This window comes from Salinispora oceanensis (assembly GCF_000383575.1).
Lineage (GTDB): Bacteria > Actinomycetota > Actinomycetes > Mycobacteriales > Micromonosporaceae > Micromonospora > Micromonospora oceanensis.
Map to the genome: position 1 here is coordinate 1,796,136 of NZ_KB911579.1, position 15,139 is coordinate 1,811,274.

At 71.7% G+C, this 15,139-nt stretch carries 14 protein-coding genes; 4 read left to right on the forward strand and 10 right to left on the reverse strand.

Translation table 11 applies throughout. The features are described 5' to 3' along the window. Nucleotides 1–101: 101 nt before the first annotated feature. The 9 genes from SALPAC4_RS28810 to SALPAC4_RS0108360 form a co-directional block, all read right to left on the reverse strand. Nucleotides 102–236, reverse strand: coding sequence for a hypothetical protein (locus SALPAC4_RS28810; protein ID WP_019869926.1), 135 nt, complete (start codon nucleotides 234–236; stop codon nucleotides 102–104). Then, nucleotides 233–871, reverse strand: a complete 639-nt coding sequence (locus SALPAC4_RS0108325; RefSeq protein ID WP_019869927.1) for an HAD-IA family hydrolase — start codon at nucleotides 869–871, stop codon at nucleotides 233–235. Before SALPAC4_RS0108325 ends, SALPAC4_RS28810 begins: the two co-directional genes overlap by 4 nt. A gap of 54 nt (nucleotides 872–925) precedes the next feature. Further along, nucleotides 926–2,392, reverse strand: a complete 1,467-nt coding sequence (locus tag SALPAC4_RS0108330) for a serine/threonine-protein kinase (protein WP_027644308.1) — start codon at nucleotides 2,390–2,392, stop codon at nucleotides 926–928. Between the two features lie 72 nt (nucleotides 2,393–2,464). Continuing rightward, complete coding sequence (locus SALPAC4_RS0108335) at nucleotides 2,465–2,944, reverse strand: hypothetical protein (RefSeq protein WP_018740618.1); 480 nt, start codon at nucleotides 2,942–2,944, stop codon at nucleotides 2,465–2,467. Nucleotides 2,945–3,113: 169 nt separating this feature from the next. Continuing rightward, the gene (locus SALPAC4_RS0108340; protein WP_019869929.1) at nucleotides 3,114–6,686 is read right to left on the reverse strand and encodes an adenylate/guanylate cyclase domain-containing protein; all 3,573 of its coding nucleotides are present in this window, start codon (nucleotides 6,684–6,686) and stop codon (nucleotides 3,114–3,116) included. Then, nucleotides 6,683–7,510, reverse strand: a complete 828-nt coding sequence (locus SALPAC4_RS0108345; protein WP_019869930.1) for an MBL fold metallo-hydrolase — start codon at nucleotides 7,508–7,510, stop codon at nucleotides 6,683–6,685. The genes SALPAC4_RS0108340 and SALPAC4_RS0108345 overlap by 4 nt, the downstream gene beginning before the upstream one ends. 113 nt (nucleotides 7,511–7,623) lie before the next feature. After that, complete coding sequence (locus SALPAC4_RS0108350; protein WP_018731353.1) at nucleotides 7,624–8,085, reverse strand: RidA family protein; 462 nt, start codon at nucleotides 8,083–8,085, stop codon at nucleotides 7,624–7,626. Next, a complete protein-coding gene (locus tag SALPAC4_RS27355) occupies nucleotides 8,082–8,237 on the reverse strand; it encodes a DUF4177 domain-containing protein (RefSeq protein WP_012184767.1) in 156 nt (51 codons plus the stop codon). The genes SALPAC4_RS0108350 and SALPAC4_RS27355 overlap by 4 nt, the downstream gene beginning before the upstream one ends. A 49-nt stretch (nucleotides 8,238–8,286) precedes the next feature. Further along, on the reverse strand, nucleotides 8,287–8,676 hold the full coding sequence (locus tag SALPAC4_RS0108360) for a hypothetical protein (protein WP_018737210.1): 390 nt from the start codon (nucleotides 8,674–8,676) through the stop codon (nucleotides 8,287–8,289). Nucleotides 8,677–8,989: 313 nt separating this feature from the next. Here SALPAC4_RS0108360 and SALPAC4_RS28360 point away from each other — a divergent pair, with 313 nt between their 5' ends. From SALPAC4_RS28360 to SALPAC4_RS0108375, 3 genes are read left to right on the forward strand one after another with little or no spacing between them, the layout of a single operon-like run. Continuing rightward, nucleotides 8,990–9,688, forward strand: coding sequence for an Rv0361 family membrane protein (locus tag SALPAC4_RS28360; protein ID WP_033664134.1), 699 nt, complete (start codon nucleotides 8,990–8,992; stop codon nucleotides 9,686–9,688). Nucleotides 9,689–9,708: 20 nt separating this feature from the next. Further along, complete coding sequence (locus SALPAC4_RS0108370) at nucleotides 9,709–10,686, forward strand: ArsA-related P-loop ATPase (RefSeq protein WP_019869932.1); 978 nt, start codon at nucleotides 9,709–9,711, stop codon at nucleotides 10,684–10,686. Between the two features lie 54 nt (nucleotides 10,687–10,740). Continuing rightward, a complete protein-coding gene (locus tag SALPAC4_RS0108375) occupies nucleotides 10,741–11,892 on the forward strand; it encodes an ArsA family ATPase (protein WP_027644309.1) in 1,152 nt (383 codons plus the stop codon). 68 nt (nucleotides 11,893–11,960) lie between these two features. Here the strand turns inward: SALPAC4_RS0108375 and SALPAC4_RS0108380 are convergent, their stop codons facing one another. Continuing rightward, a complete protein-coding gene (locus tag SALPAC4_RS0108380; protein ID WP_018745148.1) occupies nucleotides 11,961–12,281 on the reverse strand; it encodes a WhiB family transcriptional regulator in 321 nt (106 codons plus the stop codon). A 404-nt stretch (nucleotides 12,282–12,685) separates the two neighbouring features. Here SALPAC4_RS0108380 and SALPAC4_RS0108385 point away from each other — a divergent pair, with 404 nt between their 5' ends. Continuing rightward, complete coding sequence (locus SALPAC4_RS0108385; protein ID WP_027644310.1) at nucleotides 12,686–15,124, forward strand: transglycosylase domain-containing protein; 2,439 nt, start codon at nucleotides 12,686–12,688, stop codon at nucleotides 15,122–15,124. Nucleotides 15,125–15,139 lie beyond the last annotated feature (15 nt).

Consider the following 15,139-nt stretch of genomic DNA (forward strand, 5'->3'; position numbering starts at 1 on the left):
AACCAACCGAGCTAAGCCGATCCCGGGGGGCGAATCAGGACATAAGGCTACTCACGCCCCATAAGGTACCTTTAGCACCTGCGGGGCGGCTGTTGGCCTACTCACCCGAGCAGCACGGCCAGCTCCGGAGCGAAGGCTGGGTCCAGCGGAAACACCGGCCGCACCACATTCCGGCGCCCGGCCGGCGCAACGGGGGCGAGGCGACCGACGGCGATGAGGTGAGCCGCCTCCCTCACCGCCGCACGCGGTGAACGAATGCGCTGATCGCCCAGCCCAACTCTCGAAGATCGTCAATAACGATATCGGCGTGGGTCAACTCCGCCGGGGCGTGGGTGGTGGCCAGCGCCACCACCGCGGCCCCGGCCGCTTTTCCGGCGGCGACGCCGGCGGGGGAATCCTCGACCACCACACAGGACGAGGCGGCGACGCCGAGTCGCCGGGCGGCCAGCAGATACCCCTCGGGATCGGGCTTGCCGTGGCGGACATCCTCCGCCGTCACAAAGATCGATGGAATTCGCAGGCCGGCACCGCGCATCCGGGCGGTCATGAGGGGACGGGACCCGGACGTCACGACGGCCCACCGGTCGTCGGTGATCGTGGTCAGCGCGGCGGCGGCCCCGGGGATCGGGCGCGCCAGCTCGGCGTACGAGAGCTCAAGGTCGGCCAGCTCCCGCAGGACCGACGCGACCGCCCCGGCCGGAAAGAACTCCGGCACCACATCCTCGTCGCGCCGGCCGTGGCAGACCCGCAGGACGGCGTCCACCTCGACGCCGTAGCGAGCGGCGACCGTACGCCAACTGGTGGTGACCGCCTCGGTGGAGTCCACGAGGGTGCCGTCGATATCGAAGAGGACCGGCCGCTCCATGTTCATCTGACCTCCACGTTCGTCACCGGTGATCTCAGGGCCAAGGTCACCACGCGGCGCTCAGCGCACGAGCGTCGGGGCGGCCAGCGCGTCCAGCCCGCGCCCGGCCACACAGCGGTACGTCCGCTCCGCTTCCCCGGGGGGCAGCACCTCCAGTCTCCACCCCTCGGTGTGGGTGAGGCCGGCGGCGAGCTTGAAGGTGGTCTCGTTGCACACCCGGCGAACCTTCGGGTCAACGCTGATGTCGGCGTAGCCGGCCCCGGACGCCGCCGCGGACAGCTCACCCTCGGCGTAGCTCTCCCAGGTGTGCTCCCCCGAGCAGGGCACCTGCTCCGCGGGGGCCCGTGACCCGCTGCCCCAGATCGGACCGAAACACTCCAGTTCGTCTCCACACCGGGCCTCGGACGGTAGCTCCGCGGCCTGGGCGCAGGCGGGCCGGAGGGCAGGATCGGCGGTCCGGCCCGCGCTCGAGGTCGGTTGCGACACGCCCAGGCCACCCTCCAACCCGACGTCGACCAGCCCGACGCCGGCCGCGAGGAGGGCGGCCGCGCCCGCGCCGCCGAGGAACCAGCGCCGCCGACGCCGGGCCGCGTCGGGGAGGGGCGGGTGCGCGTCCTCAACCGGCGCTCGGGGCGCGGGGTGAGTCGGCCGGCCGCCCGAGGCCACTCCGGAGTGCCCGCTCGGGGCCGTCCCGGGGTGCCCGTCGGCGGCCGGCTCGGCAGGGGCGCTGGCAGCGGTTCCCCCAATGGGCAGCGCGGCCAGCAGGTCCCGCAGCTCGGCGGCGGAGGGTCGGGCCGTCGGGTCGTTCGACATGCCGACCCGAAGGAGGTCGACCAGCTCCTCCGGCACCCCGGGTAGGCCGGGCACTGGCTGGTGGAACATCTCCAGCACCGTCACCAGGCTGGGGTTGCGCTCGGACCGCCAACGCGGCGGCCGACCGTGCATCACCGCGTAGAGGGTGGCGCAGAGGGCGTAGACATCCACTGCCGGTGATGGCGGGCTGTGGTTGAACATCTCCGGCGGCGCGTACGCCGGGGTGAGCACCTCAAGGGCGACTGTTGCGTCCCGCAGCTCGGCGACGACGGCCAGCCCGAAGTCGGCCAGCACCGCCGGGTTGAAGTGGGAGTGGAGGAGGTTGGCCGGCTTGATGTCCCGGTGCAGCACCCCGGCCGCGTGGGAGTGGGCGATCGCGTCGGCGATCTTGACTCCGAGGTCGCGGGCCTCCACCGGGCCGAGCGGCGAGTTACGCATCCGTTCGGCGAACGACCCGTCGCAGAGCTCCATGATCAGGTATGGGTGCTGGTCCACGGTGACCCCGACATCGAAGAGGTCAACCACATGCGGGTGCGATGACATCCGGCCGGCCGCCCGCGCCTCCCGGAGGAACCGGGCCTGATCCCGTTCGCTGTCCAGAGTGCGGTTCTCTACCTTGAGCGCCACCTCGCGCCCCACCGAGATCTGGGTGGCTTTGTAGATCGTCGCGTAACCACCCCGGGCAAAAACCCGCAGATCGGTCAGCCCGGGCACGATGGGCTTTGGTAGCGCGCCAGGCGAGGTCTCCTCGGTCACAGCTTGAAAATACCGAATCAGGCGGGCTGTTCAGCGAACCGCGTCAGCGGTGGAGGCCGGACCAACCGGGTCGGCCGAAGACGAGACGGCACCGCCCGGCGCCGCGGCACCCGAGCCGCGGCGATCCCACCAGAGCCCCACAGCGGTCGCCAACGCGCCCAGCGCCTCCCAGGCGGCCACCCCGAAGAACCGGTCCGGAGCGACGTCCGCCAGCACCAGGACGCTGAACACGGTGAACGTGAGGAGGCGGAACCCGACCGTGAACCGGTAGAAAGCCCGCCACTCGGTCGCCGAGGCGAGCAGGTAGTAGACCCCCATGTTGAACGAGGCCATTGAGGACGCCGTCAGGAAGGTGATGGTGTAGTCACCGGACGTGCGGGACTCCAGCACCTCGAAGCCGAGCAGCCGCAGCAGCACCTCCGGCCAGATCAGCCCAACCGCGCCCAGAAGCAACGCGAGCAGGCCAAAGACCGTGACTGTCCAGCCGGCGGCGGAACGCGGCAGCTTCATCAGACCCCTTCCCGTCCGGCGCGCCCACACACCAGGAGCGCGCTCGGCCCCCACGCTATCGACCACCGCCCCCGCACCGCATCACCGGAAGTACCGAAATCTGCCACCGACGACGCCACCGACGACGGCCGGACCCAACCGGCCGCTGACGGCGGCACCGACCGCCAGCTCAGTCGGCCGCGGGGAACCGAGCCAGAAGGACGGTCGCAGCCCGACGCTCGCTCCGCTGCTCGGTGGCGTACGCCAGGCGTACCGCCTCCTGAGCGCTGTCCCGCGCCGCCACCGACTCGCCGGTGGCGGCGAGCGCCTTCGCCAGGACCGCGGCGGCGACCACCTGGCTGCGCACATCCTCCGCCGGGACGGAATGGGCCCGCCGCGCCCAGTCCAACGCCTGCTCGGCCTGCCCGTGGGCGAGCAGGGCGGAGGCGTACTGGGCCAGCGTCAGGCGACGGGAGAACAGCAACGCCGGGGTGGTCTGCGCGGCGGTCGCCACCGGGGCGAGCAGGCCGACCGCGGCGGCGGGATCACCGGCCGCCAGCCGGGCGGTGGCCAGCAGTACCCGCGGCGCCACCTGCGCCGGCGCCCATGGGTTGTACGGTTCGACGGCGGCCAGCACCGCCTGCGCCTCCCGCTCGGCCCGGTCGTGGTCGCCCGAGTCCAACGCCACGAACCCCCGCAGCGTGCCCGCCATGCCGGTCAACAGCGGATGCGAGGTACGGCGGGCGTACCCCATCGCGTCGGTGAGCAGATCCGCGGCGTGCTCCGGCTCGCCCAGGCCACGCGCGATGACGCCGCGCACCACCAACGCGAAGCCCCGCCCCCACTCGTCGGAGGCGGCGTCGAAGTCCCGGTACGCCCGGCGGGCCGCCCGGTCGGCCTCAGCCAGATCACCCAGCTCGGCGGTGGCGAACGCCTCCACCGCCCGCAGGGTGCCGACCGCCCACTGCTCGCCGACCCGCTCGCCGAACGGCAGGAACGCCCGGGCGAGCCGGCCGGCCTCGTGCAGCCGGCCGGCGAGTAGCCGGGCGAAGGCCGTGGTGCCCCGCAGCCAGGCCCGCCCGTACGGATCCTTCAGCTCGGCGAACAACCGCGCGGCTCGGCCGAGCACCGCGTCGGTGCCGGCGAAGTCGCCTCGGGTGGTGGTGACCCAGGCCAGGTTCTGCAACGACCACGCCTGCCCGCGGCGATCCTGCACCGCGAGACTGGTCTGGTACGACGCGGCGAGCCGGCTGCTCGCCTGCCCCAGCCGGCCGGCGACGAAGTCGGCCATCCCGAGCCGCCGCATCGCCGCCGCACGCAGCGTCGGCAGCTCGTGGGCCGAGGCGACCTGCAACGCCTCCTCCCAGGAGCTCATTGCCCGGTCCGGGTCGCCCATCGTCTGCTGCGCCTGCCCGGCCAGGAGCAGCGCACTGACCCGGGTGGCCGCCTCATCCCCGGCGTTGGCGGCGATCTTCTCCGCGTTCGCGAGAGCTTCGGCCGCCTTGCCGATCTGGAGTAGCGCCCGCGCGTGCACCACCCGGTCAGCCGCCGGGATCCCGTCGGAAGCCAGCTCGCTGGCGCGTTCGGCGTACTCCACCGCCAGCAGCGGCTCCCCGGCGTGCATCGATCGGCGGGCGGCGTGGCCCAACGCGGCGACCCCGACCGGGACCACGGCCCGCGCCGGTGCGTCCGGACGCAGACCCACCGCGTCGGCGAGCGCGGTCGCCCGCTCCACGTGCCCGGCCACGAAGTCGTCCCGGGCGGCCTCGGTGAACCCACCGGAGGCAGGGGTACCGGTCGGCGGATCGACCGCCGCCCAGCGGGCGAGCGCCGCATGCCGTTCGGCCAGTTCGGCCTTGCTGACCCCGGCGTAGGCCGCCTCCCGCATCAGCGGGGTGGCGAACGTGTGGCCGGACCACGCGCGGTGCAGCATCCGGCGTTGTAACAACTCCTCGACCGCACGTTCCAGCTCCACGGCGGCCACCGCGGCCGGTCGGCCGTCCCAACCGCTCCGCTGCTCTCGCAGCGCCTCCAGCGCCCCCGCCGGTACGGTGTCGCCGATCACCGCCGCGTCCCGCAGCACCGAACGGGCGTCCGGCGGCAGCGCGTCGATTCGCGCGGCGAGCACGGCCGCGAGGTCACGGGAGAGGAGCTGGCTGCCGAGTGAACCCGGCGCGAGCTGCCAGTCCTCGGCGGCGCCGGCGGTCAGCGCGCCCCGCTCCATCAGCAGGGTGACCAGCTCGGCCAGGTAGAACGGGTTACCCTGCGCGGTGGCGAGCAGGCGATCGGCGTCAACCTGTGGTAGCCGACCCCCGCTGAGGTAGCTGGTGAGCAGCCGCGCGGCATCCGCACCGCGCAGCGGCGGCAGCGCATGAACCTCGGCGTCGGCCACCCGGGTCAGCGCACCGGCCGTGCGGACCAGCTCCGGCCGGCCCAGCAGCAGCACCAGCACCGGGCCGACGAGCCGGGACAGGGTCTCACCGAGCGCATGAGTGCTCTCGGTGGTCGCGTCGTGCAGATCGTCGACCACCACCACCAGCGGCGCCTCCGCGGCGAGAGCGCTGAGCAGGTCGGCGACGGCGTTCGGCACCGCGTCGCCGTCGGCGGACTGACTCGCCGAACGCCACTCGCCCTGGTCGGTGGGGCCGCTGGGCAGCTCCGCGTAGCCGAGCAGGGCCAGCAGCTGCTCGGTGGCGACCGGGGCGAGGTCGCCACCGGCACGGCCGAGGCGCTGGCCGAGTCGACGCAGTCGTTCCTCAACCGCCGGTCGGGTGAGCGCGGTCGCCGAGTCGGTGGGCAGGCCGACCGCGGCACGGACCAGGTCCGCCAGGGGAGCGAGGCGGCGCCGTTCACCGAACGCGACGCAGCGCACGGAGAGCACCCGCGCACCGGTGTATGCCGCGAACCGGCCGGCGCCCACGTCGTAGCCGGCGGCGAGACGCTCCACCTCGGCGGCGAAGCGGGACTTGCCGATGCCGGCCTCGGCGGTCATCAGCAGCACCCGGGGCTCCCCGCGGTCAACCACCTCGGCGAGCCGGCCCGCCACCCGCCCGATCTCGGTCTCCCGGCCAACGAAGGGCGCCTCGTCCCCCAACCCGGACCGGGTGCCCGTGGCGTCCAACAGGCCAAGCAGCTCGTACGCCGCGACCGGCTCGCGCTTGCCCTTCAGCCGAAGCGGGCGCAGCGCCCGCCAGGAGGCGATGTGCCGGGTGGCGGCGGCGGTCCGGTCCCCGGCGTAGACCGCGCCGACCGCCGCCGCGTCGGCGAGCCGGGCGGCGGTGTTGACCGTGTCTCCGATGACCGTGTACTCGAGGGCCGCCTGGATCCCGGCGATCACGTCCCCCGTGTTGAGGCCGACCCGCAGGCCCAGTGGCCCGCCGCCACCGCGTTCGTCGTCGAGGACCCGGCGCACCGCCCGCTGCATGGACAGCGCCGCCCGAACGGCCCGCTCGGCGTCGTCCTCGTGCGCCACCGGCGCACCGAAGACCGCCATGATGCCGTCCCCGGTCAGCTTGTCGACGTGCCCGCCGAAGGTCTTGACCGCGCCGGCCAGCGCCGCGAGCACCCGGTCGGTGACGGCGCCGACCCGCTCCGGGTCGAGATCCTCCGACCAAGAGGTGAAGTCGGACAGGTCACCGAAGAGCACGGTGACGACGCGGCGTTCGGTGGCGGGGAGCGTCGCCGCAGCCGGCAGCGCGGCACCGCAGTTGTGGCAGAACCGGGCACCGGGTACCGCGACGGTTCCGCACACCGGGCAGGTCACTTCTGCTCCAACTCCGCATCGGTGGCGCCGGATTCCCGGCCCAGGTACGCCAACTGCGCCCGGACCGACCATTGGGCGGCCCACCAGAGCGACCGGTCGACATCGGCGTAGACGACCGCCACCACCTCGGCGGCGGTGCGGGCACCGGCGTCGAGCGCGGCCCGGACCTGGTCGAGTCGGGCCCGCCGGTGGGCCAGGTAGAACTCCGCCGCAGCGCCGCAGTCCGCCAGCGCCGGGCCGTGACCGGGCAGGGCCGGGATTCCGGCGTACGTCGAGAGCAGCTCCAGACTGTCCAGGTAGTCCCCGAGGTGCCCGTCCGGGTGGGCGACCACGGCGGTGCCCCGGCCGAGAATGGTGTCACCGGTGAGGACCACCCGCTCGTCGCCGTGCGTCGCGAGGAAGCAGACCGAGTCGGCGGTGTGGCCGGGGGTGTTCAGCAGGCGGATCTCCAGTGGGTCGCCGCCGAGGTCGCCGACCTCCCCGGTCAGCGGCGTACCGCCGATGGTGTGTGCCGGATCCGCGGCGCGTACGGGTGCCCCGCCGAGCAGATCGTGCAGGCGCGCCGAACCTTCGGTGTGGTCGGGGTGCCCGTGGGTGATCAGCACCTGCCCGATCGGCCCCTGGGCGGCGATCGCGGCCAGGTGTGCCTCGTCGGCCGGCCCGGGATCGATCACCACCGCGGGTTCACCGGGGGCGGCGCGTAGCACCCAGGTATTGGTCCCAGTCAACGTCATCGGCCCGGGGTTCGGAGCCCGCAGCAGCGTGACCCACCCCGGCAGCGCGCCCGCGAGAGCTGTCGCCGGCGCCGTGAAGTGCCCGCTCATGGCTGAGATCGTACGACCACCGGCAGCGGCCTCCGCGATCTTGCACCGCCAACCTCCGCTTCGTACCCGTTCAGGGGTTTTGACCGGCAGGAGGTGCAAGATCGCGGCAGGGACTAGGCCGCGACTTCGACGATGACCTCAACCTCGACGGGCGCGTCCAGGGGGAGCTCCGCCACCCCGACCGCGCTCCTCGCGTGCCGACCGGCCTCGCCGAAGACTGTGCCGAAGAAGTCGGAGGCGCCGTTGATGACGCCGGGCTGGCCGGTGAAGCCCGGGGCGCTCGCCACGAAGCCGGTCACCTTGACGATCCTGACGACCTGCTCCAGCCCGACCAACGAGTTGATCGCCGCGAGCGCGTTCAGCGCGCACCGCTGGGCCAGCTCCTTGGCCTGGTCGGCGGAGACGTCAGCGCCGACCTTGCCGGTGGCGAGCAGCTTGCCCTCGGCCATCGGTAGCTGGCCGGAGACGTAGACGTGCTGCCCAGACCGCACCGCCGGCAGGTAGCTGGCGACCGGGGGCACCACCTCGGGCAACTCGTGCCCCAACTCGACGAGTTTCGCGCGCGGCCCGGTCATGCCTTGGCCCGCTTCAGGTAGGCGACGAGCTGCTCCGGGTTTGGCCCGGGAACCACGGACACCAGTTCCCAGCCGTCCTCGCCCCAGTTGTCGAGGATCTGCTTGGTCGCATGGACCAGCAGCGGGACCGTGGCGTACTCCCACTTCTGCATCGCTGGAAGGCTCTCTTTCCCTGGAGTGCGGTTCTTTCCAGGGCACAGCCTACGGTCCGGCGGCGGGCTGGGGCGCGGGACGCTGCTCGGCCACCACCTCGCCGCACTGGCCAGCGTGGTCATAGGGCCGTGGACAGCGGGACCGGTCCAGCAGGGGCAGGTCGCAGAAGACCCGGTGCCGGTTGTTCTGGTCGTCCGCCGTGGAGACGGTGGTCTCGCCGGCGTCCACCGCACCGAGGAAGCTCAACGAGGTGGCGATCGTGCCCGCCAGCGCGACGGCGGCGGCGTGGTCCGCGACCCGGACCGGAAGGTGCACCACGTAGCCCGGCTCCTCCTCGTCCCGGGGGGGCAGAGCAGGCTGGTCCGGAACACCGCCGGGGGCGGGCAGCCGGATCACGGCCGGGAGTTGGGTCCGGGGGGTGTTCTCCACGTCGTGCATGCCCTGCCTCCGGCGGTTGGTACCTGATCGTGCCCACGCCGCTCGGCCCGGCCCACGGCCCGATCCCGGCATCATCGGAAAGTAGGCTGCCGGTCGATGGCCGCCAACAGGGCGCGCGGCATTCCGGCTGTCAAGTCACATATGCGACACCTGAGCCGACGGGTTACAGACAACGTCCGGGGGTTGACGGGCTCCGGACAGAACCGGCGTCATGTCAATGGCCGGGCCAACCGCTACCCTTCCGGTCGTAGCCGGCGGTCTACCGCCACCCGTCGCCTCGCCGAGCCGACGCAGTCCCATCCCCGGGGGAGCGATGTCACAGCCAGCCAGCGGTGATCCCACCAGTCAGCCCGACGGCCCGACCGCGGCCGGCACCCCCTCCACACCCCCACCGCACCCCACGACGGCGTTCCCCACCCCGGGCACCCCCTCCACGCCCCCACCGCACCCCACGACGGCGTTCCCCACCCCGGGCACCCCCTCCACACCCCCACCACACCCCACGACGGCATTCCCCACCCCGGGCGCTGCCCAGCCCCCGAACCAGCAGCCGCCGGCGCCCCGCCGCCGAGGCGGAGTGCTGATCGCGTCGATCGCCCTTGCGGTGACGCTGCTGCTCTGCCTCGGCGGTGGGATCGCCGCCTTTTTGGCGGTGGGCAGCGTGGAGGACGGCGTGGGCAACGAGGGGCCCCAGGCCGCCGTGGAGGAGTTCCTCACCGCCGTCTACCAGGACCGGGACGCGGCCCAGGCGTCGAGCCTGGTCTGCTCGGCCGCCCAGGACCAGGACAAGATCTCCGCGAAGGTCGCCGAGGTGGAGAAGTACGCGGCCGACTACAAGAGGCCGCACTTCCGGTGGAGCCCGCTGAAGGTTGACGACGAGACCGAGGACCGGGCCATCATCACCACCACCGTCACCATGACCACCGCCGACGAGAAGGTCGCCGACCTTCCCCTGCGCCTCACCGTGGTCAAGACGACGGGTTGGCGGGTCTGCGAGGTGGCTGGGGGGTGACCCCTGGTTAGGCTCGACGGGTGGGAGCAGCACAGCGACCGGCAGAGCCGGCCGGCATCGAGTGGCCGGCCCGCCTCCACGTGGTGACCGGCAAGGGCGGCACCGGCAAGACCAGCGTTGCCGCCGCCCTCGCCCTCGCCCTCGCCACCGGGGGCCGGCGCACCCTGCTGGTTGAGGTCGAGGGACGGCAGGGCATCGCCCAGCTCTTCGGCACCGACCCGTTCCCCTACGCCGAACGGCATCTGACCGACGCCGCGGACGGCGGCGAGGTGCGGGCCCTCGCCGTGGACGCGGAGGAGGCCCTGCTCGAGTACCTGGACATGTTCTACAAGCTCGGCGGAGCCGGGCGGGCTTTGCGCAAGCTGGGCGCCATCGACTTCGCCACCACCATCGCGCCGGGGCTACGCGACGTGCTGCTGACCGGCAAGGTGAAGGAGGCCACCACCCGTACGCGGGGCCAGCGGCGGGTGTACGACGCGGTGGTGTTGGACGCGCCACCGACCGGACGGATCGCGCGGTTCCTCAACGTCACCGCCGAGACCGCACGGTTGGCCCGGATGGGGCCGATCAAAACCCAGAGCGAGGGGGTCGCCGCACTGCTGCGCTCCCCGATGACCGCCGTGCACGTGGTGACGCTGCTCGAGGAGATGCCGGTCCAGGAGACCGCGGACGCCATCGCCGACTTCGCCGCGCTGGGTTTCCCGGTCGGACGGATCATCGTCAACGCCACCCGACGGCCGGCACCGGTCGGGCCCGCGGTCACCGCGGCGGAGCTCACCGCCGGGCTGCTCACCGCCGGGCTGCCCGCCGACGCGGCGACCGTCTCCGGCTTGGCGACCGAGGCGCGCGACCAGTCGGTCCGCCGCGACCTGGAGGATTCGCTCCGGACCGACCTGGCCGAGTTGGGCCTGCCGCTGGTCGAGCTGCCGCTGCTGCCCGACGGGGTGGACCGGGCGGGTCTGGATCTGCTGGCCGCGGCGCTCGTCCGAGCGGCTTGACGCACTCCTCCCGTCGGCTCGGGAGCGTTGGTGAACCCGGCCCGATACGCTCGATTGGTGCCTTCCGACGACGCGGCTCCGCCGCTGGACGTTGACCGGATCCTCGCCGACCCCGGCGTACGGATCGTGGTCTGCTGCGGGGCGGGTGGGGTGGGCAAGACGACCACCGCCGCCGCGCTCGCGCTGCGGGCCGCGGAGGAGCACGGCCGCCGTACGGTCGTACTCACCATCGACCCGGCGCACCGGCTGGCCCAGTCGCTGGGACTGACCGAGCTGAACAACACTCCGCGCCAGGTCAAGGGGATCGACGTCGAGGCCAGCGGCGGTGAGCTGCACGCCATGATGCTCGACATGAAGCGCACCTTCGACGATGTGGTGCTCCAGCACACCGACCCGGCGAGGGCCGCGGAGATCTTCGCGAACCCGTTCTATGCGGCCATGAGCTCCACCTTCGCCGGCACTCAGGAGTACATGGCGATGGAGAAGCTCGGGCAGCTGCACGCCCGGGGCGAGTGGGACCTGATCGTGGTGGACACCCCGCCCTCCCGCTCGGCGCTGGACTTTCTCGACGCGCCGGCTCGCCTCGCCCGTTTCCTAGACGGCCGGATGTTGCGGCTGCTGCTTGCCCCGGCCCGGACGGGCGGACGGAGCATGTTCAGCTTCGTCACCGCGGGGTTCGGCATGTTCTCGAAGGTTGTCCAGAAGGTACTGGGCGCCCAGTTGTTGAGTGATCTTTCCGGCTTCGTCGCAGCCCTCGACTCGATGTTCGGCGGTTTCCGCCAACGAGCGGAGCAGACCTACCGCATCCTGCAAGCCCAGGAGACGGCGTTCCTCCTGGTCGCCGCGCCGGAGCCGGACGCGATCCGGGAGGCCGCGTACTTCGCGAGCCGGCTGCGGGCCGACCGGATGCCGCTCGCCGGGCTGGTGCTCAACCGGGTGCACCGCCCGGCGGCGTCGGAACTCGGCCCCGACGAGAGCCTGGCCGCCGCTGATCGGCTGGCCGGGCTGGGCGGCCACGACGGCACTGTGGACGTGCTCCGGGCCCACGCCGCGCTGGCCCACCAGGCGGTGCGCGAACAGCGTGTGGCGGCCCGGTTCACCGCGACGTTCCCGACCGTGCCGGTGGCGTCGATAACCGCGCAGCCCGCCGATGTCCACGACATCGACGGGCTGCGGACGATCGGTTCGCTGGCCAGCCCAGAATGATCCCGTGGTCGACCGCGGCGGGCCCGGAGTGTCCCGTAGCCGACCCGCGGCCGCCCGGAGGGACTTGGTCAGCCAGCCGCGGCGGCCAGGACCTTGTCCCGGTCGGCCTTCTCCTTGGCGTTCTTCTTCATCGCCGCCTCGAACATCTTGCGCCAGCTGGCGACCTGCGGGTGGCGACGCAGCAGCGCCCGTCGCTCACGTTCGGTCATGCCGCCCCACACACCGAACTCGATCCGGTTGTCCAGCGCGTCGGCCAGGCACTCGTACCGGACTGGGCAGCTTCGGCAGATCCGCTTCGCCACGTTCTGTTCGGCGCCCTGTACGAACAACGCGTCCGGGTCCCCGTTCTGACATGCCGCCAGCGACGGCCAGTCAGTGATCATGCCCATCTGTACACGTCCCCCCTTGCAGTACTACCGACCCCATCGCGGACCAGCCGGCTGTTTCCCCCGATCGCCCCACCGACCTCCCCCAAGGCGGCACGGACGACCTGTGGCGCTGTCGCCGCTCCCATCATGCTCTGTAGTTGCACGATTACGCAACGTTGTCGGCAAAATCGATTATTCCGGACACTCCCGGCTTACCGGGCCTGCTGCCGCCCGCATACCCCACCGAGGTCCATGAAAACGCTGGACGCCCATCCCGCGCCAAGAGGAGACTCGACGACGCCGGGTCCGCAACCACCTACCGGGGGTCGTGCGTTTAGCACAACGAGGACGGCGTGCGCAGGAAATGGGGAAAAGCCGCCCCGCGCCGCTCGTCGCCGGTTCGCTACCCTGTCGAGGTGACCTGGATGCGGAAACGTGATCATAATGTGCTGACCAATGCCGCATCGTTACTCGTCTGTGGCTTACTCGCCGGAGTGGTGGTCGCCGCGGCGGCCTTCCCCGCGGTGGCGCTGTCCGGGTTGGCCGCGAAGGCCGGCGCCGAGACCTTCGATGCCCTCCCCGAGCTCTTCGTGGACGCGGCCGGCCCCCAAATGAGCCGCCTACTCGCCGCTGACAGCAAGACACCGTTGGCCACGATGTACGACGAGAACCGACGCGACATCACCAAGATTGACGACATCGCGCCAGCCATGCAGAAGGCGATCCTCGCCGCCGAGGACCACGACTTCTACGAGCACAACGGCGTTGACCTCAACGGCGTCGTCCGAGCCTTCGTGAACAACAGTCAGGAGGGCGCCGACCAGCAGGGCGCCTCCACGCTGACCATGCAGTACGTCCGACTCGCCATCGCGTACTCGGCGACGCACCCGGCCGACGTCGTCGCGGCCACCGAGGACACCACCGCTCGCAAGGTCCGCGAGATGAACCTCGCCCTGCAGGTGGAGAAGCAGTTCTCCAAGGACGAGATCATGCTGCGCTACCTCAACATCGCCGCCTTCGGCAACGGCGCGTACGGCATCTACGCCGCCAGTCAGGTCTACTTCGCCAAGCCCCCGAGCGAGCTCACCATCGCCGAGGCGGCACTCCTCGCCGGCCTCGTCAAGGCTCCCAGCTCGTTGGACCCGACCACCACCAGCGGCTACCCGAGCGCGGTGGCCCGGCGCGACTACATCCTCGACCACATGGTGAAGATCAAAGCCATCACCGAGGAGGAAGCCGAGAAGGCCAAGGCCAGCAAGCCGAAGATCGTCGGCAAGCGGGCGCCGAACGGCTGTGTCGACACCAACACGCAGGAGTGGGGATTCTTCTGCGACTACTTCTACCGCTGGTGGATGGACCAGGAGGCGTTCGGCTCCACCACGTACGACCGGGAACGGCGACTCAAGAGCGGCGGCTTCACCGTCATCACCACGATGGAGCCCCAGGTCCAGCAGGCCGCCGACGAAGCGGTCCGGAAGAGCCTCCCCGCCACCAGTAAGGCCGCGCGGATGCTCGCCGTGGTCGAGCCCGGCACCGGCCGGGTCCGCGCCCTCTCCACCAACCGCAACTACCAGCTCGACGACCCGGACAACCCGGAGAACAAGCTCCACAGCAACCCGGAGAAGCGCGAAACCGGGGCGCTCGGCAACTATCCGAACACCGTCAACCCGCTCCTCACCGGCGGTGACGGCATCACCGGCTACCAGGCCGGCTCGACCTTCAAGATCTTCACGGTGGTGGCCGCACTGGAGAAGGGCATCCCGCTCAGCCACACCATCAACGCCGAGAAGCAGTTCCGGTCCGAATACATCATCAAGAAGAACGCCCCCGCCGCCTGCGACGGCACCCACTTCTACTGCCCGGAGAACGCAACCCCCAGCATGGCCGGCGTGCACAACATGTGGAGCGCGTTCGGAAGGTCGGTGAACACCTACTTCGTCCCCCTCCAGCAGCAGGTGGGAGCGGAGAAAGTGGTCGAGGCCGCCAAGAAGCTCGGCATCACCTTCCGCACCCAGGAGGACCTCGATCGGGAGAAGGGCGCCCACCAGTGGGGCGCCTTCACCCTCGGCGTCTCCCAGACCACGCCGCTGGAGCTGGCCAACGCGTACGCCACCCTCGGCGCCGAAGGGCTCTACTGCGAACCGACCCCAGTGCAGGAGATCCGCGACGCGGCAGGGAACAAGCTCGACATCGCCAACCCCCGCTGCGAACAGCGGATCAGCACCGAGGTGGCCCGCGCCGCCGTGGACGCCGCCCGCTGCCCCGTCGGCGACAAGTCATCCACGACGAAGTGCGCCGGCGCGACCGCCAGCAAGGTGCGGAGCACCGTTGACGCCCCGGTCGCCGGCAAGTCCGGCACCACCGACGAGGACAAGACCGCCTCCCTGGTCGCGATGACCAAGCAGTACGCGGTCGCCGGGATCATGGCCGACCCGGACTGGCCGCAGACCAACCAGGAGATGGGCCACGAAGGGGCCACCGGCATCAACCCGGCGGTGTACGAGACGCTGCGCGACGCGATGAAGGGTAAGCCCAGGATCGACTTCACCCCGCCGGAGAAGAAACTCCAATTGGGGGACCAGCGGACGATCCCGAACGTCAAGTGCGTCAGCGTGGAGAAGGCGAAGTCCCGCATCACCGACGCCGGATTCTCGGTGGTCGTCTCGACGAACCAGGTCGAGTCGAACTGCCCGGCCGGCACCGCCGCCGGGACCAGCCCAACCGGCCGTACCGCCAAGGGCAGCGTCGTCTCCATCAAGGTCAGCTCCGGCCCGGCCCCGGCCCCGGAGCCGACCAAGCCAACCGAGCCGGCCGAGCCGACCGGGCAGCCCGACGGCAGACCGACGGAACGCCCCGCCGACTAGCGGCTCACTGAGACG